The 22,685-nt window shown below is 47.8% G+C and carries 24 protein-coding genes; 14 read left to right on the forward strand and 10 right to left on the reverse strand.

Annotation, left to right across the window (positions count from 1 at the left end; all coding sequences use genetic code 11):
• Positions 1-65: 65 nt before the first annotated feature.
• Positions 66-1,061 (reverse strand): helix-turn-helix transcriptional regulator, encoded by a 996-nt coding sequence (locus tag H6X83_RS02745; protein WP_212507648.1) that lies wholly within the window; start codon positions 1,059-1,061, stop codon positions 66-68.
• A 154-nt stretch (positions 1,062-1,215) separates the two neighbouring features.
• Here H6X83_RS02745 and H6X83_RS14660 point away from each other — a divergent pair, with 154 nt between their 5' ends.
• Positions 1,216-1,338: a hypothetical protein gene (locus tag H6X83_RS14660; RefSeq protein WP_281391045.1), complete on the forward strand. Its 123-nt coding sequence runs from the start codon at positions 1,216-1,218 to the stop codon at positions 1,336-1,338.
• Between the two features lie 5 nt (positions 1,339-1,343).
• Here H6X83_RS14660 and H6X83_RS02750 read toward each other — a convergent pair whose 3' ends face one another.
• The 4 genes from H6X83_RS02750 to H6X83_RS02765 form a co-directional block, all read right to left on the reverse strand.
• Positions 1,344-1,508 (reverse strand): hypothetical protein, encoded by a 165-nt coding sequence (locus H6X83_RS02750; RefSeq protein ID WP_212507649.1) that lies wholly within the window; start codon positions 1,506-1,508, stop codon positions 1,344-1,346.
• Positions 1,505-1,816 carry a hypothetical protein gene (locus H6X83_RS02755; protein WP_212507650.1) on the reverse strand — a complete coding sequence of 104 codons (312 nt, stop codon included), beginning with the start codon at positions 1,814-1,816 and terminating at the stop codon, positions 1,505-1,507. Before H6X83_RS02755 ends, H6X83_RS02750 begins: the two co-directional genes overlap by 4 nt.
• A gap of 72 nt (positions 1,817-1,888) precedes the next feature.
• Positions 1,889-2,848: a YihY/virulence factor BrkB family protein gene (locus tag H6X83_RS02760; protein WP_212507651.1), complete on the reverse strand. Its 960-nt coding sequence runs from the start codon at positions 2,846-2,848 to the stop codon at positions 1,889-1,891.
• A gap of 35 nt (positions 2,849-2,883) precedes the next feature.
• On the reverse strand, positions 2,884-3,822 hold the full coding sequence (locus H6X83_RS02765) for a DMT family transporter (RefSeq protein WP_212507652.1): 939 nt from the start codon (positions 3,820-3,822) through the stop codon (positions 2,884-2,886).
• A gap of 223 nt (positions 3,823-4,045) precedes the next feature.
• On the opposite strand from H6X83_RS02765, the gene H6X83_RS02770 reads away from it, so the two are divergent.
• From H6X83_RS02770 to H6X83_RS02790, 5 genes are all read left to right on the forward strand, one after another.
• Positions 4,046-5,413, forward strand: a complete 1,368-nt coding sequence (locus H6X83_RS02770) for an MATE family efflux transporter (protein WP_212507653.1) — start codon at positions 4,046-4,048, stop codon at positions 5,411-5,413.
• 303 nt (positions 5,414-5,716) lie between these two features.
• Complete coding sequence (locus H6X83_RS02775) at positions 5,717-7,015, forward strand: galactokinase (RefSeq protein ID WP_212507654.1); 1,299 nt, start codon at positions 5,717-5,719, stop codon at positions 7,013-7,015.
• A gap of 204 nt (positions 7,016-7,219) precedes the next feature.
• On the forward strand, positions 7,220-8,203 hold the full coding sequence (gene galT / locus H6X83_RS02780) for a galactose-1-phosphate uridylyltransferase (RefSeq protein ID WP_212507655.1): 984 nt from the start codon (positions 7,220-7,222) through the stop codon (positions 8,201-8,203).
• Between the two features lie 94 nt (positions 8,204-8,297).
• On the forward strand, positions 8,298-9,308 hold the full coding sequence (gene galE / locus H6X83_RS02785; RefSeq protein WP_212507656.1) for a UDP-glucose 4-epimerase GalE: 1,011 nt from the start codon (positions 8,298-8,300) through the stop codon (positions 9,306-9,308).
• 257 nt (positions 9,309-9,565) lie between these two features.
• A complete protein-coding gene (locus H6X83_RS02790) occupies positions 9,566-9,904 on the forward strand; it encodes a cupin domain-containing protein (protein ID WP_212507657.1) in 339 nt (112 codons plus the stop codon).
• Between the two features lie 42 nt (positions 9,905-9,946).
• On the opposite strand, the gene H6X83_RS02795 is transcribed toward H6X83_RS02790, so the two are convergent.
• The 4 genes from H6X83_RS02795 to H6X83_RS02810 all read right to left on the reverse strand — a co-directional run bounded on the left by H6X83_RS02795 (position 9,947) and on the right by H6X83_RS02810 (position 13,993).
• The gene (locus H6X83_RS02795; protein ID WP_212507658.1) at positions 9,947-10,759 is read right to left on the reverse strand and encodes a purine-nucleoside phosphorylase; all 813 of its coding nucleotides are present in this window, start codon (positions 10,757-10,759) and stop codon (positions 9,947-9,949) included.
• A gap of 639 nt (positions 10,760-11,398) precedes the next feature.
• Complete coding sequence (locus H6X83_RS02800) at positions 11,399-12,253, reverse strand: hypothetical protein (RefSeq protein WP_212507659.1); 855 nt, start codon at positions 12,251-12,253, stop codon at positions 11,399-11,401.
• A 323-nt stretch (positions 12,254-12,576) separates the two neighbouring features.
• Positions 12,577-13,278 (reverse strand): DUF3298 and DUF4163 domain-containing protein, encoded by a 702-nt coding sequence (locus tag H6X83_RS02805; RefSeq protein ID WP_212507660.1) that lies wholly within the window; start codon positions 13,276-13,278, stop codon positions 12,577-12,579.
• A 502-nt stretch (positions 13,279-13,780) separates the two neighbouring features.
• Complete coding sequence (locus tag H6X83_RS02810; RefSeq protein WP_212507661.1) at positions 13,781-13,993, reverse strand: cold-shock protein; 213 nt, start codon at positions 13,991-13,993, stop codon at positions 13,781-13,783.
• A gap of 414 nt (positions 13,994-14,407) precedes the next feature.
• On the opposite strand from H6X83_RS02810, the gene H6X83_RS02815 reads away from it, so the two are divergent.
• Both H6X83_RS02815 and H6X83_RS02820 read left to right on the forward strand, forming a co-directional pair.
• Positions 14,408-14,770 carry a FlxA-like family protein gene (locus H6X83_RS02815; protein ID WP_212507662.1) on the forward strand — a complete coding sequence of 121 codons (363 nt, stop codon included), beginning with the start codon at positions 14,408-14,410 and terminating at the stop codon, positions 14,768-14,770.
• 78 nt (positions 14,771-14,848) lie between these two features.
• Positions 14,849-15,121, forward strand: coding sequence for a hypothetical protein (locus tag H6X83_RS02820; RefSeq protein WP_212507663.1), 273 nt, complete (start codon positions 14,849-14,851; stop codon positions 15,119-15,121).
• 4 nt (positions 15,122-15,125) lie between these two features.
• Here the strand turns inward: H6X83_RS02820 and dinB are convergent, their stop codons facing one another.
• Complete coding sequence (gene dinB, locus H6X83_RS02825) at positions 15,126-16,376, reverse strand: DNA polymerase IV (RefSeq protein WP_212507664.1); 1,251 nt, start codon at positions 16,374-16,376, stop codon at positions 15,126-15,128.
• A gap of 323 nt (positions 16,377-16,699) precedes the next feature.
• Here dinB and H6X83_RS02830 point away from each other — a divergent pair, with 323 nt between their 5' ends.
• The 6 genes from H6X83_RS02830 to H6X83_RS02855 all read left to right on the forward strand — a co-directional run bounded on the left by H6X83_RS02830 (position 16,700) and on the right by H6X83_RS02855 (position 22,602).
• Positions 16,700-18,205: a 4Fe-4S dicluster domain-containing protein gene (locus H6X83_RS02830; RefSeq protein WP_343063144.1), complete on the forward strand. Its 1,506-nt coding sequence runs from the start codon at positions 16,700-16,702 to the stop codon at positions 18,203-18,205.
• Positions 18,206-18,275: 70 nt separating this feature from the next.
• Positions 18,276-19,343, forward strand: a complete 1,068-nt coding sequence (gene mutY / locus H6X83_RS02835; protein ID WP_246419463.1) for an A/G-specific adenine glycosylase — start codon at positions 18,276-18,278, stop codon at positions 19,341-19,343.
• A 32-nt stretch (positions 19,344-19,375) separates the two neighbouring features.
• Entirely contained in the window at positions 19,376-19,912 is a 537-nt protein-coding gene (locus H6X83_RS02840; protein WP_212507666.1) for a GNAT family N-acetyltransferase, read from the forward strand.
• Between the two features lie 22 nt (positions 19,913-19,934).
• Complete coding sequence (locus H6X83_RS02845; RefSeq protein ID WP_212507667.1) at positions 19,935-20,465, forward strand: GNAT family N-acetyltransferase; 531 nt, start codon at positions 19,935-19,937, stop codon at positions 20,463-20,465.
• A 92-nt stretch (positions 20,466-20,557) separates the two neighbouring features.
• Positions 20,558-21,319 carry an NYN domain-containing protein gene (locus H6X83_RS02850; RefSeq protein WP_212507668.1) on the forward strand — a complete coding sequence of 254 codons (762 nt, stop codon included), beginning with the start codon at positions 20,558-20,560 and terminating at the stop codon, positions 21,317-21,319.
• A 170-nt stretch (positions 21,320-21,489) separates the two neighbouring features.
• On the forward strand, positions 21,490-22,602 hold the full coding sequence (locus H6X83_RS02855; RefSeq protein ID WP_212507669.1) for a polysaccharide deacetylase family protein: 1,113 nt from the start codon (positions 21,490-21,492) through the stop codon (positions 22,600-22,602).
• Positions 22,603-22,685: the final 83 nt, after the last annotated feature.

Here is a 22,685-nt window from a genome sequence, read left to right on the forward strand (position 1 = left end):
AGCACCTGCTGCGGTTGATCAGTTTCGCAGCAGGTGCTTAATTTTGTAACAAAGCACATCCAAAACTACTTCCTGTCGTTTTCCTGAATAATAGCCCACGCCTGCTTTTGCAGACTGTCCTGCACACGAACGGGGGAAATGATACGTACTTGGCTGCCAAATTGAAACAGCCACGCCAGAAACGGCGGGCTTATCTGCACATTGACCACCACGCGAAACCAGCCGGGTGCATCTGCCGCGTACATTTTGGTGCCCAGTCCAAAGCGGTCCAGAACAGAATCAACAAGAGCTTCTACAAATTCCAGTGTAACCTGTTCCTCCTGTCCGCCGTACATGCTGAAAGACTGCTTTGTGTAGTTTACAGAATTAAAGTCCGGCGGGGCAGGATGCGCGGGTTCTTCCAAGATCAGAATGTTTTCTATACGGTCAACGCGGAAGTTGCGCAGTTCACTGCAGCGGTCATACCACGCAACCATATAGTAAAATTGATTATTCCAACACAGTGCATAAGGAGTAGCTACATAAGGTTCGCCATGATATTTGTAAATTTTTTGTTTTTTGTGGTCATAGTGAAAATATTGGAAACTAATTTTACGTCCCACGGAAATCGCCTGATGGATACTGTCTACATTATAGTAGGACTGCGCGTTTTCGGAATGTACGCGCCCCATTACATAAATTTGACGCTGCAACTGTTCCGCTTCATAGCGGCTGGCCATCGATTCGATTTTCTGAATCAGCTGGCGGGATTTTTTCTCGGTGAGAAATTTTGCGGACGCAACTGCATCTGCAAGCACCTTTAGGTCAGAGGTTTCAAAGCCAAAGGGACGGCTGCACAGCCGGTATCCGCCGCCGGTGCCTCTTTGCAGCTCCACGGAGATTCCGCCGTCATTCAGCTCGGCGATGTCATTGTAAACGCTTCTGCGGCCGGTCGGAACACCTGCTTCTTTTAATTTGCTAAGAATCGTTTCCATTGAAACTAAGTGTTGGTCGTCAGAGTATTCCAAAAGAATTTGGTACAGCGCAAGAATCCGCCGTTTCTGTCCCTCTGCTTTCGCCATGCAGTCCACTCCCTTTTCTTTCAGAATAGCACAGAAACTGTAAAAATTCAACTGAATTTTCCTGTAAAACAAGTTCAAAAGTACACTTTATTGTACTTTGATTCTGCTATACTGAAGATAATCAAAAAGTAGATTGCAAAAGGAGATGTCAGTCATGGGTTATCAAATCAAACAGGTGAACGGTCATGTGGAGGTATTTGACAGATTCGGCGGATTTGTTTTTTCAGCGGATACGTTTCAAGAGGCGGAAAATGATTTGAAAGACATGGCTGCTTGAAAATATTAAAGCATCCCTTTCAAATGTTCTGCTGTCTGCATGAGTTCGCCGAGGGTGTCAATTTCCACTCCGGAGTCCAGAAGAAAATTTTGTACCTGCGGCGGCAGACTGGAAAAGTAAGCAGCGGTTTCCTCATCTTTCCGGCACCACTCCGGCAGCTGCTGCATCACTGATAAAAACGAGGCGGCGGGCAGCGGCGCAGTTTTTCTTCTTCGTCTGTGTCCGTCTGTTCTTCTGCGGAGCGCTGTGCCTTTTTGGCGGCGCGGTCAGCGCTTTCGTCAGCATTTGCGTGGGTCTGTCCGGTTGTGGCAATGCCGCCTTCATAGGAAATGTCAGCACTGTTTGTGCCGGAAAGCACATCTTCAATGCTGCAGTCCGGAATGTGGCAGTAACGGTCGTTGTTCTGCTCGAAGCCGCTTACCTGCTGTGCTGCACTTCGGCGGCAGTCCTTAAAGAGTTCGTCTGGCTTGTATTGCATAAAAATCACCTCATGCATAGGTTGCCCGCTGCATGAGGTGATTTTCATTTAAAAATTTGCCGATTTTGCTTCCTATTTTTTGTTGAACTGATTTTTGGTGGGTGTCTGTTTCGGCGAACGGTGGAACTTCCAGCCGCACACCCACAAGTACTTCCACTGCGGCACTTTAACTTTTTTTGTGCGCATTTCTGTGCGCATTTCCAAATAGATGCCGTTTACTTCTGCACCAATAATCAGCACAAAGCTGCTGAAGTACAGCCAGAGCAGCAGAACGATTGCAGCTCCAAGCGCACCGTACAGCAGGGAATAATTGCTGATATTTTCCACATAGAATGCGTAGATAATGGAAAATGACAGCCACGAGGCCGTGGCAAGAAAGGTGCCGGGCAGTACCCGCTTTGGAGAATGTAAGCGGTCAGGCACCAGATAATAGATTAAAAGCAGTACCGCAAACAGAACAGCTGCGAGAATGACAAAACGAGTTAGGTTCCAAACGTTGATTGAGGTGGAGGTCAGATGCAGCACTGGTGAAAGGAAGTGCAGCACTCGCCGTCCAACGTTTATGAGTACCAGTGAAAACAGAATCGCAATCATCATGAAAAAAGTTGCAACAAACAGGTTCAGCTGCTGCCGCAGCGGCGATTTTGTCGATTTGTAGCCGTAAGCGGTGCGTATGTTGCGTATTACGCAGTTCATGGCGCGCATCGTGAAGTAAAAAAGCAGCAGGATGCTGCCAATCAGCCAAGAAAGATTTTTGCTGCTGCTGTTTACCTTGCTGATGTGATCCATATAGTTAGACACAATATCCAAAACATCCTGCGGCACGATTCCTTTCAGCATGCCCATAAAAAGCGGCGGCAGGTTCAGCCACGTCAGCAGCATGGTAAGCAGAATCAGTGCCGGAAACATAGAGAACAGAAAGTAGTAAGCCAGTGCAGCTGCGGAACGTCCAATGTCATGAATTACAAAGCGCTTAATCAGCCGAATGAACACCGGCTGTTCCGTATAAGGAAGGGAGAGATTTTCTTTCAAGCAGCCACCTCCTTTTGTGTATGATCCGTTTACTGCTAAATTTTATTTTTGCGGCGGTTTGCCGGAGCGGCCAGATTTACCAGAATAATGCCTGCGCAGACCAGAATGAGTGCCACTGCTGTTTTCCAGCCGGAAAGGGATTCCTGCAGCAGCAATGCGGAAAGCAGCACACCAAATACCGGCGTGAGAAAATTGTAAACGGCGACCTGACCAGCCGGATGTTTTTGCAGCAGAATTGCCCAAATGGAGAAAGCAATACTGGAAAGCGCTGCAAGGTACAGGAAAATGCCCCAGCAGGCCGCACCGGAGGGCGTAAGCTGCCCGCCGCCGCATATGCCGATCACAATCAGCACGATTCCGCCCAGAAACAGCTGCCAACCGGTTGCACAGAACGGTTCCACCGTGCGGGTAACACCCTTACTGAGCAGAGAGCCAACAGAAAACATAGCGGTTGCCAGGAACATGAAACCCTCACCTGCAAAGGTGAAACTACCCCCGGCACCGTCCAGATTTACCAGTACAACGCCGGCGAAACCAATCAGACAGCCCAGTATGCGGCTTATGGTAATGCGGTCATCTCCGCGCAGGAAAAAGTGTGCCAAAATCACTGTCAGGAATGTTCCGGTACCCTGAATAATAGAGCCGCGCACACCGGTCGTGTGGGCCAGCCCCAGGTAAAACAGCAGATATTGTCCGGCGGTCAGCACCAGGCCGAGGCGGAAAACTGAAAGTCTGCTGCCGCGCGGCGGAATGCAAAAGCACTTTTGTCGGACAGACTGAAACAGAAGGACCAAAAGTCCGGCAAGCGCAAAACGATAGCCGGCAAATAAAATTTGCGAAAAAGGTCCTTCTACATGAAATGCTTCGTAGCCGATTTTAATGAATGGAAAAGCGCTGCCCCACAGCAGTGTACACAAGGCTGCCGGAAGCACGACCGTAACAGCAATTTTCGTATTTTCAGAAGTTTTCAGCATCAATAAAGTTTTCCCTTCAAATCAATATGTAAGATAGCCACCATAATTCATTATTATACAACAGCTGCATGTCCATTTCCAGTCTGTAAAGGAAAGATTCGCCGCAGTGAAAAGTAAAAACATTCTATTTACTTTTACAGGATGGGCGCGTACAATGATGAACGGAAAGAATGAAAGCTATTTCATATTATTAAATTCAAAATTCAAATTTGAGGAGGAAACAATGGAACGACAACAGGGAACCCTGTTTACAAAGAGGCAGTTATGGCAGCTCATCTGGCCGCTGATTATCGAGCAACTGCTGGCAGTAACGGTGGGCATGGCGGATGTTATGATGGTTTCATCCGTTGGAGAAGCGGCGGTCAGTGCTGTTTCACTGGTGGATATGCTCAATGTGCTGATGCTGAACGTTTTTGCGGCAATGACCACCGGCGGCGCGGTTGTTGTCAGTCAGTATCTGGGTGCAAAAGACCGGGAGAGTGCCTGCCGGGCGGCTTCACAGCTGCTGACGGTGTCACTGCTGATCAGTGCAGTATTTATGGTGCTGTGCCTGGTTTTCTGCAGGCAGATTCTGCGTGTGTTTTTCGGTTCGATTTCGGATGAAGTCATGCAGAATTGTACGATCGTTTTTACGATTTCGGCAGTCAGCTATCCGTTCATCGCGCTGTATAACGCTGGTGCGGCACTGTACCGTTCTATGGGCAACAGCCGCATTTCCATGATGACTTCGGTCTTTATGAATGTGATGAATATTGCCGGGAACGCATTCTTCATCTTCGGTGTGCACAGCGGTGTGGAGGGTGTTACGATTTCTTCTACCATCTCCCGTACAGCAGGCGCGGTGATTATGCTGATGCTGATACGACGGCAGGAAAATGCCGTTTATGCTTCTTATTCGTGGCAGGCGCTGAAACCAAACGGCGCCATGATAAAGCGAATCCTGCGCATCGGTATCCCCAGTGCTTTGGAAAACAGCATGTTCCAGTTAGGGCGCACGATGGTGGTCAGCATCATTTCTGTTTTCGGTACGGTGCAGGTTGCGGCAAATGCCGTGGCTAACAATCTGGATGGAGTTGGCTGCATTCCGGGACAAGCTATTTCGCTGGCGATGATTACTGTAATCGGCCGCTGCGTGGGTGCTGGAGATATGCAGCAGGTGCGGTACTACACCAAACGGCTGACCGGCATTGCCTACGCCAGTATGGCGGTGGTGTGCGGCAGCGTGCTGATTTTTCTGCAGTACATATTTAAGCTGTATAACCTTGGACCGGACACCTTGGACCTTGCGACCAAACTGGTGTTTATTCATGATGGATTTGCCATGCTGCTGTGGCCGATGTCCTTTGTTCTGCCGAATGCTCTGCGTGCGGCAAACGACGTTCGCTTCCCAATGATCTGGTCAATCTTTTCCATGTGCGTGTTCCGCGTTTTGTTCAGCTATATTCTGGGGCAGTGGTTTGGCATGGGTGCCGTCGGCGTGTGGATTGCCATGATTATTGACTGGGCGTTCCGCGCGGCGGTGTTTATGATTCGCTTTTTTTCCGGAAGATGGGAAAATTTTGCGAAGCAGCATGCGGTGCGTACGCAGTAGCAGTGTGATAATTGCTTTCCACCGTTCGTGTGCCACTAAGGGGTATTTTCAGAAAGTGACGGAAAGTGATTTTTGATATTTATAAGCATTACTTTTGTGTTTTGGCAAATTAAATAAATTCCCTGCTGCGCGCCTGTGCAAAGTTCCAAAAGCACAGGCGCGCAACATTTATCCATAAATTTGAAACATTCCGTGCTTGCAGGAATCACCAAAGCGGACTAATATAAAAACGTAAACAGTTTAAAAAAATTGATTAAAAACTCTGAATTTGTCATAAAAAGTTGAAACGAGGAGATGTATGAAATGAAACTTGCGCAGGCAAAGGAAGCCTTTTTGATGGGTACAATGAATGAGAAGATAAAACATATTTATGCCTGTGGGGATGAGGACTGCGAAACAACCATACAGCGCTATGCGGATGCGGTTAATTGCTTTGCTTCCCTTTATGGTGAAAACCGTGAGGTTTCCGTGTTCAGCGCGCCGGGGCGCACAGAAATCGGCGGCAACCATACAGACCATCAGCGCGGTCATGTGCTGGCGGCAGCAGTAAATCTGGATGTCATTGCAGTTGTTTCCCGCAATGAGGACTACAAAATCCGCATCAAGTCGCAGGGGTACCCGGAGGATGAAATTGACCTAACAAATCTTGCTGTGCAGGAAAACGAAAAGAACGGAAGCAAAGGGCTGATTCGCGGAATTGCAAACCGTTTTATCGAAATGGGCTATCCGGTTTCCGGTTTTGACGCGTATACCACCTCGCAGGTGCTCAGCGGCAGCGGCCTTTCCAGCAGCGCAGCGTTTGAGGTGCTGGTCGGTACGATTATCAATGCGCTGTTCTGCTCCGGTAAGGAAAGCGCTATGAAAATCGCGCAGGTGGGGAAGTATGCCGAGAACGTTTACTTCGGCAAGCCCAGTGGCCTGATGGATCAGGCGGCAAGCAGCGTTGGAGGCTTTGTGGCAATCGACTTTGCGGACAAGGACAAGCCCAAGGCCCAGCAAGTGGACTTTGACCTGAACTCTTGCGGTTACGCGCTTTGTATTATCGACACCCACGCAAGCCACGCCGACCTGACGCCGGACTACGCGGCGATTCCGGAAGAAATGAAGAAAGTTGCTGCTCACTTTGGCAAGGAAGTTCTCAGTGAGGTGCCGGAAACACAGTTTTACGGACATATCCCGGAGCTTCGCAAAGAAATTGGCGACCGTCCGGTTCTGCGCGCGATGCATTTTTATAGCGATGATAAACGCGCGAAGGATGAAGCACTTGCGCTGCGCATGAAAGACTTTGAAAAATTCAAGCAATTAGTGCGTGCATCCGGTGAATCTTCTTTTATGTATCTGCAGAATATTTACAGTGCAGAGCATTGGAATGAGCAGGCAGTTTCCGTAACACTCGGTCTGATTGCACACTTTGCGGCCGGTCTGCCGGAAAAAGATGCAATGGCATGGCGTGTGCACGGCGGCGGTTTCGCCGGAACAGTGCAGGCATTTGTTCCGCAGAAATATGCGGCGGACTTTGTGCAGACTATGAACAGCTGGCTTGGGGAAGGTTCCTGCCACCTGCTGCGGGTGCGTCCGGTGGGCGGCACGCAGATGCTGTAAAGCGCGCGTACAGTAAAAAAGTTTCGCCCGCCTCGCGTGCCCTCGAAGCCCGCGAGCGCTTCTGAGGATACTAAGGGCTTATGGTCAAGGGAAAGGTCGTGGCGCTGCGCGCGTCACACTGCGGTCGCTTCCTGAGAAAGCGACGGAAAGTAACTTCTTTAACATAATTTTCAAGTTTGATAAGATAAATGGAGGTTAATTACATTGGCTGAATTAAGATGGAACCCGTTTTTACAGGACTGGCACATGATTGCAAGCAACCGGCAGAACCGCCCGCAGATGCCCAAGGATTACTGTCCGTTCTGCCCAAGTTTCGGTAATGTGCCAGACTACGAAGTAATGGAGTATGACAACGATTTTCCGGCGCTCACGCAGGACCCGCCTGCTCCCGATGATGTGGCAACGGATTTCTTTAAAACGGCACCGAATTACGGCAAATGTGAAGTCATTCTGTATTCCCCCGGACACACCACTACGCTGCCCGAGCTTTCTGACAGCCATATGCGCAAGCTGGTTGACCTCTGGTGCGAGCGTTTCAGCAAGATGGCGGCAGATGAGAAAATCAAGTACGTTTTCCCGTTTGAAAACCGCGGGGATGTTGTTGGCGTAACCATGCCGCACCCGCATGGTCAAATGTACGGCTACTCCTTTATTCCAAAGCGGATTCAGGTGGAGTCCCACAGTGCAAAGGAATACTATCAGAAAAACGGTTCCTGCCTTTTTTGCGACACCCTGAAAAATGAACTGAAAGAGCAGAAGCGCATTATTTTCAGCAATGAACATTTCACAGTGTATCTGCCGTTTTATTCCGATTATCCATATGGTGTCTATATTATGGCAAACCGCCATGTTTCCTACATTACAGACCTGACCGGCGCAGAAAGGGACAGCCTAGGCATTACAATTCGCGACACAGCCGGTATGCTGGACGCACTGTTTGACTACCGCTTTCCGTACATGATGTGTATGTACAGCGCACCGGTGAACAGCGGCGATTACAGCAAAGATTTTCATTATCATATTAAATTCTTCCCGCCGATGCGCAGCGCGGAAAAGCAGAAATTCAACGCTTCCAGCGAAACCGGCGCGTGGGCAAACTGCAACCCGACCTGCCCGGAAAATACCAGTGAAGAACTCCGCGCGGCATACAAAAAGTACCTTGCCAACCGCCCCGCGCAGGACAAGTAAAACTTGACGGTCCCAAAACTTCGGTGTATGATGTCCACAGACAAAATGAACCAAAGCTGAATGCCGGCAATTCCGGCAGAAAGGAAGTACAACAATGAAAACGATTCTGGTAACCGGCGGCGCCGGCTTCATTGGCAGCCACACCTGTGTGGAACTGCTTAATCATAATTACAATATCGTTGTAATGGACAATTTTGTCAATTCCAGCATGGGCGCAGTGGAAGCAATCCGCACCATCACAAAAAAAGATTTTCCGTTTTATGAATGTGATATGCTGGACGAAGCGGCATTTGAAAAAATCTTTGCGGAAAATAAGATTGACGCGGTCATTCACTTCGCAGGCTTAAAAGCAGTCGGCGAAAGTGTGCATAAACCGTTGGAATACTACCACAACAACCTGACCGGTACGCTCAATTTGCTGAAGCTGATGCGTAAGTACGGTGTACATCAAATTGTGTTCAGCTCCTCCGCGACGGTGTATGGCAGCAAAAACCCGGTTCCATTCTGTGAGGATATGCCGATTGGCGGCACAACCAATCCCTACGGTACGACGAAAGTCATGATTGAGCAGATTCTGCAGGATACCTGCGTGGCTGACAAGGACTTAAGAGTCGCGCTGCTGCGTTATTTCAACCCAATCGGTGCGCATCCCTCCGGCTTGATTGGCGAAAATCCAAACGGCATTCCGAACAACCTGATGCCATATGTTGCCCGCGTTGCGGCAGGCATTCTGCCGTGTCTTTCCGTTTATGGCGATGATTACAATACACCGGACGGAACCGGCGTGCGTGACTACATCCATGTGTGCGACCTTGCCAGCGGCCACATCAGCGCGCTGGAAAAGCTGGACACCGTAAACGGCTGCGTTATTTACAACCTTGGCACCGGCTGCGGCAGCAGTGTGTTGGATGTGGTACATGCGTTTGAAAAGGCTTCCGGCAAAAAGGTGAACTACAAGATTGTTGCCCGCCGTGACGGTGATATTGCAACCTGCTACGCGGATGTTTCTAAGGCGAAAAAAGAATTGCATTGGGAAGCAAAATACAATTTGGATGACATGTGCCGTGACTCCTGGAATTTCATTCAGCATACCAAACAGAACTAGTTGGTGAATCCTACAAAAAACATAATTAAAAATTGGAATTGAAATTTGCCGGATTATCCGTTATAATAGGTACTTGTAACAGGGAAGTATGTATTCCCTTCCCTGCTGCACATACGTCAACAAAAGCAGATTGATGCCCAGCTCGGGCCGTCTGCGTTCCACATACCTGCTATGAGAGGGATCTTTTGTTGAGATTAGGGGCTGCCAAAAGGCGGCTCCTTTTTCTTTTTATCAAAAACTTAAAAGGAGAAATTAAATTGAATGATTTTCCTGGTTTTATGAAAAGGCAAAGAAATATCGTTCCGGAAAATCAGCAAAATACGTTTGATATAAAAGGCTGTTATTATACTGCTGAAGATGGAAGTCAGATGGCTTTTTGGACTTGCTTTCAAGACAGAGTATCAAAAGAACATAAGCATGATTATGACGAATACATGATTTGTGTATCGGGACGATATACAGTAACAATAGATGGAAAAAAGTTCATATTACACGCTGGGGATGAACTGTTTATTCCAAAAGGAACTTTGCAGGGAGGAGAATGCAAAGCGGGAACCAGAACGATTCATGCATTTGGTGGCAGAAGAATACAGTAAAAAAATGAAGCAGCGGAATTTTCGCTGCTTCATTTTTGATACTTACATCTTTTCAAGAATGGCGCTGATTAAATGCTGCAGGTCATGCCCGCGGGCATCAGCTGTGCGGATTACTTCCTCACCGCTTAGCGGCTGGTCAACCACACCGGCACCCATGTTGGTGATGAGCGAGAAGCCCAGTACTTGCAGACCGCAGTGCGCGGCGGCGATTGCTTCCGGTACGGTGGACATACCAACGGCGTCTGCACCCAATGTGCGGAACATGCGGATTTCCGCCGGTGTTTCGTAGCTGGGGCCGGTTGTGGAAAGATAGACGCCCTGCTGCAGAGTCAGGCCGCATTCTTTTGCAGTACGCAGTGCCAGTTCGCGCAGTGCCGGCGTGTAAACATAGGTCATATCGGGAAAACGCGGGCCAATCTGTTCCTCATTTTGACCAATCAGCGGGTTTGTGCCGAGATAGTTAATGTGGTCGGTCAGCAGCATCAGGTCGCCGGCTTTGTAGCTGGTGTTGACGCCGCCGGCAGCGTTGGTTAGAATAACCGTTTCAGCACCAAGTGCTTTCATTACGCGAATGGGGAACACAATGTCCTCCATGCGGTGTCCTTCATAGTAATGCAGGCGTCCCTGCATGCAGACTACCGGAACAGCACCGATTTTGCCGAGCAGCAGTTTTCCGGCATGTCCCGGTGCAGTAGACGGTGCAAAACCCGGGATTTCTTTGTAGGGGATAACACAGGGGTCCTGCACGCTTTCCGCCAGCCCGCCAAGGCCGGAACCGAGGACGATGCCGACCTTTGGAATCAGAGGTGTTTTTTCACGAATTGCCGCAACAGCAGCATTGATTTTTTCCAGCATAAAGATGCCTCCTAAAATTTTAAACAATGGTGAATTTTGGGGCTGCATGTGTAATTGTCAGCACTAGTATATACGATTGGCCGATGGTTCGCAAGCAATAATCATGTTCTAAAATTGTGCATAGAAGTGTTACAAATCATTCACAAGTCATTCAATCATATGTCACAACCAAACAGTATACTTTACCTTGTTCCAAAGGGGTACAAGCCGAGCCGCGGATCTGCCGACCGCGGTGTGCTCCTAAGAACTTTCAGTTTGTTTTCATAAAGATTTCTCCTCTCTCTTAACAGTAAAGGCGCGGTTTCTTCGGAAGCCGCGCCTTTACTGCGTTTACGGCACTTTTCAGGCTTTTTCAGAAGCCGAATTTTCGCCGTTTACTAATGAATATGTGTGTTTCATACAAAAACGACTATTTTCAAGGGTGGAAAAAAGAAAATTAAAAAGTGTGATTTCTGACAGTGGATTTCATACTACCTGCCTGTCATTATCAGCCTCTGTGAAGAATAGCTTTTTGTTTTCATCATCCACTTTTAATACGACTATTATGAAACGTATGGCAATGATTCCCAGCGCTTATCAAATAAGCTTTAGGAAATGCAAATCAAAAATTCCCGGCCGATTAAGGTCGGGAAAAAGTAATTATTCAAATTTTGTCATGGTGGCGTACTCAATGATAAGGTACTGACCATTACTCACTTTAACATCGCGGTTTCCAGTGAAATAATCATCATAAGCGGTGCTGCCAGGCGAACCGCCATCCGAATTTTTAAGTTCAATATATGCTTCGGAAAACTTGTCACTGCTGGCAGCCTGTACGCGATAAGTTCCTGCTGGAATGTCAAAGCCAACCTTGAACATGGTTTCGCTGTATTTTCCGTTGTTAGACAGAAACTTTCCGGCATCTTTCGCGGGAATCATGGTTGTGTGCTGGAGAATCAGATACTGTCCATTTTTTACCGTTACGTATCTTCTACCATTGAACAGGTCATATGTTTCAAGGTTATCCAGGAAATCGGCAGGACTGGTGCGGATTTCATAGTAACCGCTGTTGCCTTTGTTTGGAGTAAGTACATACTGACCGGCCTTAATACTGCTTCCGGCTTTATACATTCCCGCAACGTAAGGGATTGCAATGTCAGAATGCCGAACAGCGGCCTGACCGGGGAGCGTTGTGTAGACGCCGGCTGCTTCACCATCCTTTCCGATTGCGTGGACTATAAAATAATATACGTCATTTCCGCCTTCGGTCTTGTGAATCGTGCGCTCTGTCTGCAGCACTTTGCTGTTGCCGGTGGCAATCTTGGGATTGGAATGTGTACCGTGCACAGTCATTTTGTAAGCATATGTTTTCCCATGGTCCAGTGTAAAATTGACGGTTGTGTCGCACTCAACCCAAGGCTGTGATACGTCCACAGCGGCAAAAGCAACGGGACAGGATGAAATGAACACCGCTGCTGACAGAGCTGCTGAAACTAAGAACTTTAATCTTTTCAAAAAACGAATACCTCCTAAATAAGATATACTTTTACTATATTGTTATATCCATATATTGTCAATGTTAAATTCAACAAAATAAGCTTTCTAAGCAAAATCCCCAATTTGGGACACTTCTAAAAGTTTTTCGAAAAATTCCCGACCGGTTAAGGTCGGGAAATAGGGAATTAACGAATACACACTTGGCAGAGGCGTTTCGGCGGCAGTCACGAGAATAACCTATACAGCGAAAATAGTCAACGCCTGCAGCAAAATCCATGGGGAAATCAGGTTAATGTCAATCATGCGCAAGTGCGGCTAATCTGTGAGCATTATAAACGCAACTATTCGCTAGCAGAATTAAAACATTGCGGACGCCAGCCCACTGCAGCGTATGGGATGGTGAATACAACGATTCCCGTAGCATAAGGCGCAATGTCATATTGCTGATAATAAATTGCGATGCCGCAGCGGGTGAGATAATAGCTTTCTTTGTTGAAATTCTTTACAATCAGTTCCCGGTAATTTTCAAAATAAATTCCGGGATTTTGCTGATATTGTTTGTCAGCCTGCTTAATAATCTGCTCTGTCAGTAATCCACAATAATCCTGATTGGCTGGGAACAGGCAGGCAAGCGGGACGTTTTTTCCGTTAGTAAGGTTCCAAGTGTCGGATGACCTGACCGTACCTCCATGAGCGCCGCCGGTATACTCGTACTGATCACGGTATACGCTGAGATAGCAGTTCCAGTTGTAAGTTGTTTCATATTTTAGAACTGCGTCATAGGGATGGAAGGGAAATCCCTGCTCCAATGCGTCCTTATAATAGGCAATGGCCTGCTGATACAGTTCACCGGATGCATGCTGAGAAAATGCATCAACCTGCTTTTGAATTTCGGCATTGATGCAGGTTTGTACGGGTTCATTGTTCTGTAAGCATATTTTGGGATAGGAAATGGCAAACGTAAGCATGGTTGTATTGTCGTATGTAAGAGTGCGTTTTGTTTTACACGTCTTAATAGATGCGTATGCGTTAAAAAAATTCATGAGCAGAGCCTCCGTTTTAGATTTTTATTATTTTATTCAATCAAAGCGGAGATTGACACAAAGTGGGGGAACGGAAATAACTGCGCTTTCAATCAAAAAACAATAGTTTGACAGCCTTGTAAACTGGGATTGTTCGTTGGTTTGGAGTGATGGCGATTAACTACAATGAAAAACGGCCCCTACTGTTAAGTAAGAACCGTTACTTTTTATTCTTTGAGTGTTTCTATTTCATTTCGCAAGTCGTTAATCATGGAGCCGAGTTGGACCATTCGTTTCAAGTCTTTCGTTCGCTTGGCTTCCTGATAACCAGTGGTATACACGATCAATTTACTTTTTAGGATTGCTTTTGCGTTTTTGCACATGATGGTCCTCCATTCGCTGTTTTGTAGTTAACGTGTGGTAATGTATGTGATGAAAAGAAATTGGAACAGGCCGCTTTTAAAAGCTGGATTGAAATAAACAAAAAACCGCCCACAAATGGGCGGCCAATGTTCAGTCTCAATTATGCTGGGCGCACGTTGGTTGCGCGCATTTTGCTGCTGTTTTTGGGATCAGCTTCGACGTCATAGGTTACCTTTTGACCTTCTGCCAAGGTTTTAAAACCATCGCTCACGATGCTGGAGAAATGTACAAATACATCTCCGCTGCCGTCATCGTTGGAAATAAAACCAAATCCCTTAGCTTCGTTGAACCATTTTACTGTACCGTTATTCATAAACAGGTACCTCCATAAATTTATTGAGTATTTTACAAGTAAAAAAAACTCACATTTTTTGTAAATTTTCACAGCGTGAATGACTTACAAAAAATGTGAGGCAATTCGTACATTAAAAATACTCATTTATAATACCATAACTTTTTAAGAATGTCAAGATATTATTTAAGATATTTTGCAAATACAGTATGAGTGGAAATAAATCTGCGCTATGGTATTTTATAATTTCAGATAACACACAAACTTATCTTTGCTTTTTCACACAGGCTCCTTTTATTGTTCACTCAATCTTAACGTAACTTAATTATTATAAAGATTAACAGGGAATAAGAAGAATTTCTATGATTGACAGAATGTTTTGTTCAGTCTATGATTGTAGTAAACAGATGTGTAAATTCGAAAGGGGAACCGTGTATGAGCAGTTATTCAGTTGGAGCAGTCAGTGGGACAGGCAGCACTTCTGCAGCAGATACCAGTACCGCACAGCAAATTGCACAGCTTAAAAAGGAAGAGCAGTCTTATGAAAAGCAGCTGACGAAGCTGAAGCAGGGCGGCGCCTCCAATGATGAAACACAGCAGCAGATACAGCTTCTGCAGAATAAAATTCAAAATATCCAGCAGAAAATTCAGGAGCTGCAGGGCACTTCTTCGCAGTCAACAGCTGCTGCTGTACAGCAAAGTGACGCTGCACAGCAGCAGACACAACAGACGGCTGCCGTTTCCGGCAGTGTCCCAGCTAATTCGGATGGTACACACACAGTGGATATTTTGCTGTAATTTTAGTAGATGGACAAGGAAGTCCGCGGGCAGTTCCCGCGGACTTTTTTGTAGAAACAAGAGAAAAGAGGGAGCTTTATGAACGAAACACTATCGCACCTTTTAGATGATGCACGAAAAGACAATACGTTAAAAGAAGCTCTGCTTGCAACTCGCAAGGCAGAGGACCCCATGGATGCTTTTTGCATTTGTGCGACTGCGCATGGCTATCCGGTAACGGTAGGGGAACTGTTTGAGATGGGTGAGCAGTTTACAGACGATATTTTCTGCAGCTGCAACGGCCGTGCCGAGGAACCGATTGCAGAGTGGTCGGATGCATACGAAACTTTTTTTGCTGCGCTTGCAAACTGAAAGTTTACTTTGCGGGCGCTTCTGCCGCTGGGGGCAGCGCAGAAAGCCGATTTCCCTGAAATTCTGCCAGCATCATGTCTTCCAGCAGAACCGCCGGACGTACACAGGCGGTGCCGTAGCGTTTTTTTAGGTTATCGACTGCGGCATCCAGCTTTTCCGCACGCTCTCGAGAAGATTCATTGCTGAAAAGACTGGTTTGCACGCACTGTTCGGCAGAAACAAAATCGGACACTGTAATTCCCACGCTGCGCAGTGGGCGTATCCAGTGATAATTTGTTTGGAATAGTGCATAGGCGTCTTCTGCAATTTCCCGGGTGATGTTGGTGTATTCCTGCCGCGCATGCTGCCGCGTAAAGGAATGCAGGGCAGTATCCCGCACACCAATGGAAACTGTGCGCGCAAGAAAGCCCTGTTCCCGCAGGCGGCGTGCGACACTGTCCGCTAATACCAGAAAAACCCGCTTAACATCTTCATTGCAGGTCAAATCCCGCGGAGTGGTGGTTGAATTGCCGATGGATTTCACTGCCGGTTTGCTGCCCCAATGTTCAACAGGGGAAGTGTCCATACCATTGGCGTAGCGCCACAGAACGTCACCGCCTTTGCCAAAGCGGGTCTGCAGCACTTTCTGCGGCATGGCGGCAAGGTCACCGATGGTATGCACACCGTATTCCAGTAACTTTTTCTGCGTTGCCTTGCCAACAAAAAGAAGATTCTCCACCGGCAGCGGCCAAATGCGGCTTTTCCAGTCATTGTGCAGGAAAACGGTGGTTGCATCCGGCTTCTTGTAGTCACTGCCCAGTTTTGCAAAGACTTTGTTCCAGCTGACACCGACGCTGACGGTAATGCCCAACTTGTCGTGAATACGGCAGCGGATTTCATTTGCGGTGCGGATGCCCTGTTCGGGGGAGGAAACGCTTCCGGTAATGTCCAGCCATGCTTCGTCCAGCCCAAAAGGTTCTACCTGGTCAGTGTACTGCAGGTAAATTTCCCGCGCACGTTTGGAGTATTGCACGTACAGTGGAAAGCGGGGCGGCAGCACAATTAAATCGGGACATTTTCTGCGCGCCAGCCACAGTGCTTCCCCGGTGGCGACGCCGCATTGTTTGGCAAGCTGATTTTTTGTTAAAATAATGCCATGGCGTTTTTCCGGGTCACCGCCTACTGCGAAGGGCTTGCCCTGCAGTTCCGGATGGTAAAGTGCTTCCACAGAAGCATAGAAGCAGTTGCAGTCACTGTGCAGAATGATGCGGTCCAATGGTTTCACCTCTTTTTAACTGAACATACGTTTAAAATATTATAGCACACACGTTCAAAAATAACAACTGCTGTTTTTCACAAAGCAGCGGGGAAAAAGCAACTGTTCTTCATTTTCGGCGATTGCTCTTAAAAATTTGTTCATTCTGAAAAATGTTGCCAAAAAACCGCATGAAGGCAGGAAAAGGAATACGGAAAAAATCAAATAATTTGATTTTTTACAAGACAAATGGCTCGTGATTTGTTATAATAGGAACGAGTACAGTGTGATAAACTTTTGTCAAGCAAGAGTCAGTAGATGAAAAAGGAGAATGTCGAATGGCAATCAGAGGAGTTCACTCTTCCGTTACGGATATCCGCCGCCGGGTTTTTACAGAGGTGGCGCGTCTGGCATATGAGGGGGGCGACTATTCCCGTATAGAAGAAATCCCCTACAAAATTGTTCCCGGTGAACGTGCAAGCTACCGCAACAGCATTTTTCTGGAGCGTGCAATCGTTGGCGAGCGCCTGCGGCTCGCTATTGGTCTGCCGCTGCGCTCTGTTGAGCAGCATGCACCGGTTTATGACGGGGTGGTGGAAAGCGCCATTGCCGAAAAATATTATGATCCGCCGCTGGTGAATGTAATCAAGTTTGCCTGCAATGCCTGCCCCGAAAAAACAGTGCATATCACAGAGATGTGCCAGAACTGTCTGGAACACCCCTGCAGGGAAGTCTGCCCGAAGCACGCAATTTCCGGTGAAGACGGGAAAAGTGTCATTGACCAGGATGCCTGTATTAAATGCGGCCGCTGCATTACAGTCTGCCCTTACAACGCAATTATTAAGGTAGAGCGTCCCTGCGCTTCTGCCTGCGGCATGGATGCTATTTCTTCCGATGAACTTGGCCGTGCGACTATTAATTATGAAAAGTGTGTTTCCTGTGGTCAGTGTCTGGTAAGCTGCCCATTTGGTGCGATTTCCGATAAAGGTCAAATTTTCCAGGTGGTACATGCCATCAAGCAGGAAAATGAAATTTATGCTGCGGTTGCACCGGCATTTGTCGGTCAGTTTGGCCCGAAGATGACTCCGGAAAAACTGCGTGGCGCATTCCAGGAGCTTGGCTTTACCGATGTGGCGGAGGTCGCTGTTGGTGCTGACCTGTGCACGATTGAAGAAGCAAATGACTTTCTGGAGAATGTACCGGAAAAACTGCCGTTTCTGGCGACTTCCTGTTGCCCGGCATGGTCCGTAATGGCGAAAAAGGAATTTCCGGAGTACGAAAAGTGTATTTCCATGGCACTTACCCCGATGGTGCTGGCAGCGCGCCGTTTGAAGAAGGAGCACCCAAACTGCAAGGTTGTGTTTGTTGGCCCCTGCGCGGCGAAAAAGCTGGAAGCCAGCCGCCGCACGATCCGCAGTGATGTGGACTTTGTGCTGACTTTTGAAGAGGTCATGGGAATGTTTGAGGCAAAGAATGTTGACCTTGGCGGCGACATTCCGGACAGCGAACTGAATGAGGCTACTGCGGCAGGCCGCGGTTTTGCGGTCAGCGGCGGTGTTGCCAATGCGGTTGTGGAAGCAATCAAGAAGATTGCCCCGGAGCGTGAGGTGAAAGTGCAGGCAGCACAGGGCCTGAAGGACTGCCGCCAGATGCTTCGGCTGGCAAAGGCGGGCAAGCTGAACGGTTATCTGCTGGAAGGTATGGCATGTCCGGGCGGCTGTGTTGCCGGTGCCGGCACACTGCAGCCAGTGGCAAAATCTACTGCGCTGGTCAATATGTATAAGAATAAGGCGGACAAAAAGAATGCGCTGGACAGCAAGTACAGCGACATTGCGGACAAGCTTGACTGATTTCTGTAAACAAACAATAAATTTCGTTTGATGCCTTGTCCGGCAGGCTTGCCGGCGAGGCATCTTTCATATGGATAAAAAAATTATGAATATGAATCAAATCGTTCAGCCGCTGCTGCAGTGGTTCGAGCAGAATAAACGGGATTTACCGTGGCGGCACAACTGTACGCCGTACCGCGTGTGGGTTTCAGAAATCATGCTCCAGCAGACACGTGTGGAAGCGGTTAAAGGGTATTTCAGCCATTTTTTACAGGCGGCACCGGATATTCCTGCGCTGGCCGCACTTCCGGAGGAAAAACTGCTGAAGCTGTGGGAAGGACTTGGCTACTATTCCCGCGCACGCAACCTGCAGAAAGCGGCAAAACAAATTATGGAACAGTACGGTGGAAATATGCCGGCAGTTTATGAACAGCTGCTTACCTTACCCGGAATCGGCAGCTACACTGCCGGTGCAGTTGCATCGATTGCATTTGGGCTGCCTGTTCCTGCGGTGGATGGCAACGTTCTGCGCGTTTGGATGCGGCTTACCGCAGACCATGCGGATATTGCCGACCTAAGAACAAAACGGCAGACAGAAGCGGCACTGCAACCGCTGATGCCGGCGGAACACAGCGGTGCGTTTAATCAGGCACTGATGGAGCTGGGTGCGATGGTGTGTGTGCCGAATGCGGCTCCAAAATGCAGCAGCTGTCCGCTGGCGGAATTTTGTGAAGCGCATCGTCAGGGAACCGAATTGCAGTTTCCGGTGAAAAAACCGAAGCCGCCGCGCCGTGTGGAACAGCGGACAATCCTGCTGCTGGAGCAGGAGGGCAGGCTGGCACTGCGCAGGCGTCCGCCTAAGGGACTGCTGGCATCTTTGTGGGAGCTGCCGGGCTTTGGCGGCGCATTAACGCAGGAGCAGGCAGTGGAAGCGGTACGCTCCCTTGGGTTGGAGCCGGTGCGGCTGAAACCGCTGCCGCCTGCAAAGCATATTTTCACGCATATTGAATGGCACATGACCGGTTGGCGGGTGTGGCTGGCACCCCTGCCGGAAGCGCAGAAGCTGACTTGGGCGGATGCGGATGAGCTGCGGGCCGGCTACCCGCTGCCCAGTGCATTTCGGCCGTTTCTGCGGGAGTTTTTGCAGGCAGAAAAGTAAATTTGAAAGAAAAGAGAAAGTATTGTATTATTATGTTTAGATCTATGGAAAAAAGCGAGTTTCAGCTCGTTTATCAGATTATGAAAGAATCATTCCCCGAAAGCGAGCGGCGCCCCATGGAAGCGCAGAAAAAACTCTTAGGAGAAAAAGATTACCATGTTGCTGTATGTGAACAAAATGGACTGCTGGGTGGGTTCCTGGCTTCCTGGCAGTTAAAGGACTTTCGGTTCATAGAGCACTTTGCGGTTGACCCACAACTGCGCAACCATGGTTTGGGTTGGAGAATGCTGCGCACCTTTTTACAGGCAGATTCCGCTCAAACAGTGCTGGAGGTTGAACCACCCCAAACAGAGCTTGCGAAGCGCCGTATTCAGTTTTACAAACGAAATGGTTTTTACCTGAATTCCTACAGCTATCATCAGCCGCCGATGGCTGATGGGCAGAAGCCGATCCCGCTGATGATCATGTCCTCTGGCAAAGCTTTGAATCCTCAGGAATTTCAGTGCTTTCGCGGAGAAGTTTACAAAAAAGTGTACCGGGTTGCGCCGAATGGTTTGAATCCGGCTTGACAGTTCGTACAGAAAGGAAAAAATGTTTGTTGAAACGGAAAGGACATTTCTGCGGAATTTTATAGAAAGTGATTTACAGGATGTCTGGGAGTATTCCAGTCAGGATGGTGTCGGAGAAGCAGCCGGATGGCTGCATCATCATACGATTGCAGAAACCCGTGCTGCACTTGCCAAAGATATACAGAATCGCAGCAAGTATGCGATTGTTCTGCGTAAGAACAAAAAAGCAATTGGGTACCTTGCGGTAAATGAAGATTCCGAGGACCATCGGGCAGACACAAAAGAACTTGGCTGTGTGCTGAACCGTGCCTATCAGCGGCAGGGAATCATGACGGAGGTCATCCGTGCAGTTTTAGAAGAGCTTTTTTCTCAGGAGATTACATATGTGTACGCCTGCTGCTTTCAGGAAAATACTGCTTCCAAACACATGATTGAAAAGTGCGGTTTTTCTTTTGAGCAGGAAGGTACATATTATGCTAAGCCACTGCAGAAAGAGTTTAAAAGTTTTGAGTATTTATGGACCAAGGAACGCTGGATTAACGAACATTCTTAAAAGTTCGTGATGGCGGCAAATTTGTATTGATTTTTGGTATGAAAAAGGAAGAATATGAAAGAATACAGATAAAGGAAAGAAGGTGCAGGAAAATGTCGGAAGAAAACAGATTTGCAGTGCTGATTGATGCGGACAATGTTTCTGGAAAGTATATCCGATACATTTTAGATGAAATCAGCAATGACGGCGTTGCAACCTACAAGCGGATTTACGGCGACTGGACAAAGCCGTCACTCGCATCGTGGAAAAGTGTGCTGCTGGAAAATTCAATTATTCCTTTTCAGCAGTACGGCTATACCACTGGAAAAGGTTCAACAGATTCCGCGATGATTATCGATGCTATGGATATTTTATACTCCGGCCATGTAGATGGTTTTTGCCTGGTTTCCAGTGACAGCGACTTTACCCGCCTGGCTGCCCGGCTGCGGGAAAGCGGCATGGTGGTGATTGGTATGGGCGAAAAGAAAACACCGGATGCCTTTATTGCTGCCTGCAACAAATTTCGCTATTTGGAAGTTTTGGCACAGCAGGCAGAAGAGAATGAAAAAGAAGAAGACGAAGCGGCAAAGCCGGAAATGGTGCCGCCGGACAAGGTGATTAACACCATCTATAATATGGTGCGGGACAATGCGGACGAGGACGGCCGCGTACTGATTGGTGACGTAGGAAACATGTTGGTGCGCCGCTATCCTGATTTTGATGTGCGGAATTACGGCTTTAAAAAGCTGAGCCTTTTCATCCGCTCACTGGATATGTTTGAGGTCGTCAGTGTGACAGCTGAAAACGGCCGCAACCGTATTTTTTATGTTACAGAAAAACCCGGCCGCCAGAAGAAACCAAAGATTCATGTATGAGCACTGCTCCTAAATCATATAAAAATGAAGGGAACCTACAAAACTGTATACAGGTGTAACAATTCTTTAACTGGAATTTATGTCCTGCAGTTGTTATAATGGATTATGGTAAACCAAGGACGAAAAAACAGTTTTTTGTCCATTCACAGTGACGGAAGAGGGAGTTAGAAATGTCTTATCACAAGCGAATGAGTGCCCGCGAGCGCCGGAAGCAGATACATAGGCGCCATGCGGCAATCGTTGCTGTCTGCATTGTGTTGGTCATCGCACTTGTTGGCGGTACCTATGGGGTAACGCGGCTGCTGCTGCACCAATCACAGCCAGTCAATTCTGTCAGCTCTGTGGCATCTGCAGCAAAGCCGGCAGCTTCATCTTCGGAAGTGCCAGCTGCTTCCACTGGTGATCCAACCAAAGCTGGAGAAGCCTTTGAGGTCGGCAAAACCGGTCTGACCGGCTACGAAGTAAAGTATCCGAATCTTTACGCAAGAAAGAAAATCGGCCAGTGGAAAAATGCAGAGGACAAAGTGGTGTACCTGACTTTTGACGATGGCCCAAGTTCCTTGACACCGCAGCTGCTGGAAGTCCTGAAAAAGAATAATGTAAAGGCTACGTTTTTCCTGACAAATCAGCCGGAACAGCGGCGCGATATGCATTATATTAAAGATATTTATGAGGCAGGCTGTGTTTGTGCAGTGCACAGCTCCTGCCACAACTATAAAAAGATTTACGCTTCTGTAGATGCTTTCCTGGCAGATTTCAATGAAATGTATGAGATTATTCAAAAGCAGACCAACGGTCACGCCGCTCCCTTTTTCCGCTTTCCCGGCGGCAGCAACAATCCCCAGATGACTGCCAGCGTGCGGCAGGGCATTATCAAGGAAATGACACGCCGCGGGTTCTTCTTCTATGACTGGGATATTGATTCCTACGATGCCATGGGTGCAGACGCAAATGCGATTTATGCCAATGTAACAAAGGGCATAAGCAACGGCGGCAATATTCCGCTGATGCACAATACTGCCGTGAAAAAAGCGACACTCAGCCAGATCGGGAACATCATTCAGTATGGGGTGCAGAACGGCTACACTTTTAAGCCGCTGGATGGTACACTTGACCCCAGCATGTACTGCTTTTCCAATCAGATTTTTATACCGCTTCTGAAAGATAATCCGAACTTTAAGCTAAGTGATAAGCACGAAGCGCGCTTTGCTTCCCTGCTTGGTATTTCCTCCGTATCAACGTCTTCCACAGCCGCTTCCTCTGCGCCTCTTGGCGGACAATAATTCTGTATTTGAAAAAATCCACCGCTGTGCTTTAAAACAACAGCGGTGGATTTTTTTATGAGAATTACTATTAAAATTATATT

Source organism: Caproicibacterium amylolyticum (assembly GCF_014467055.1).
Classification (GTDB): domain Bacteria; phylum Bacillota; class Clostridia; order Oscillospirales; family Acutalibacteraceae; genus Caproicibacterium; species Caproicibacterium amylolyticum.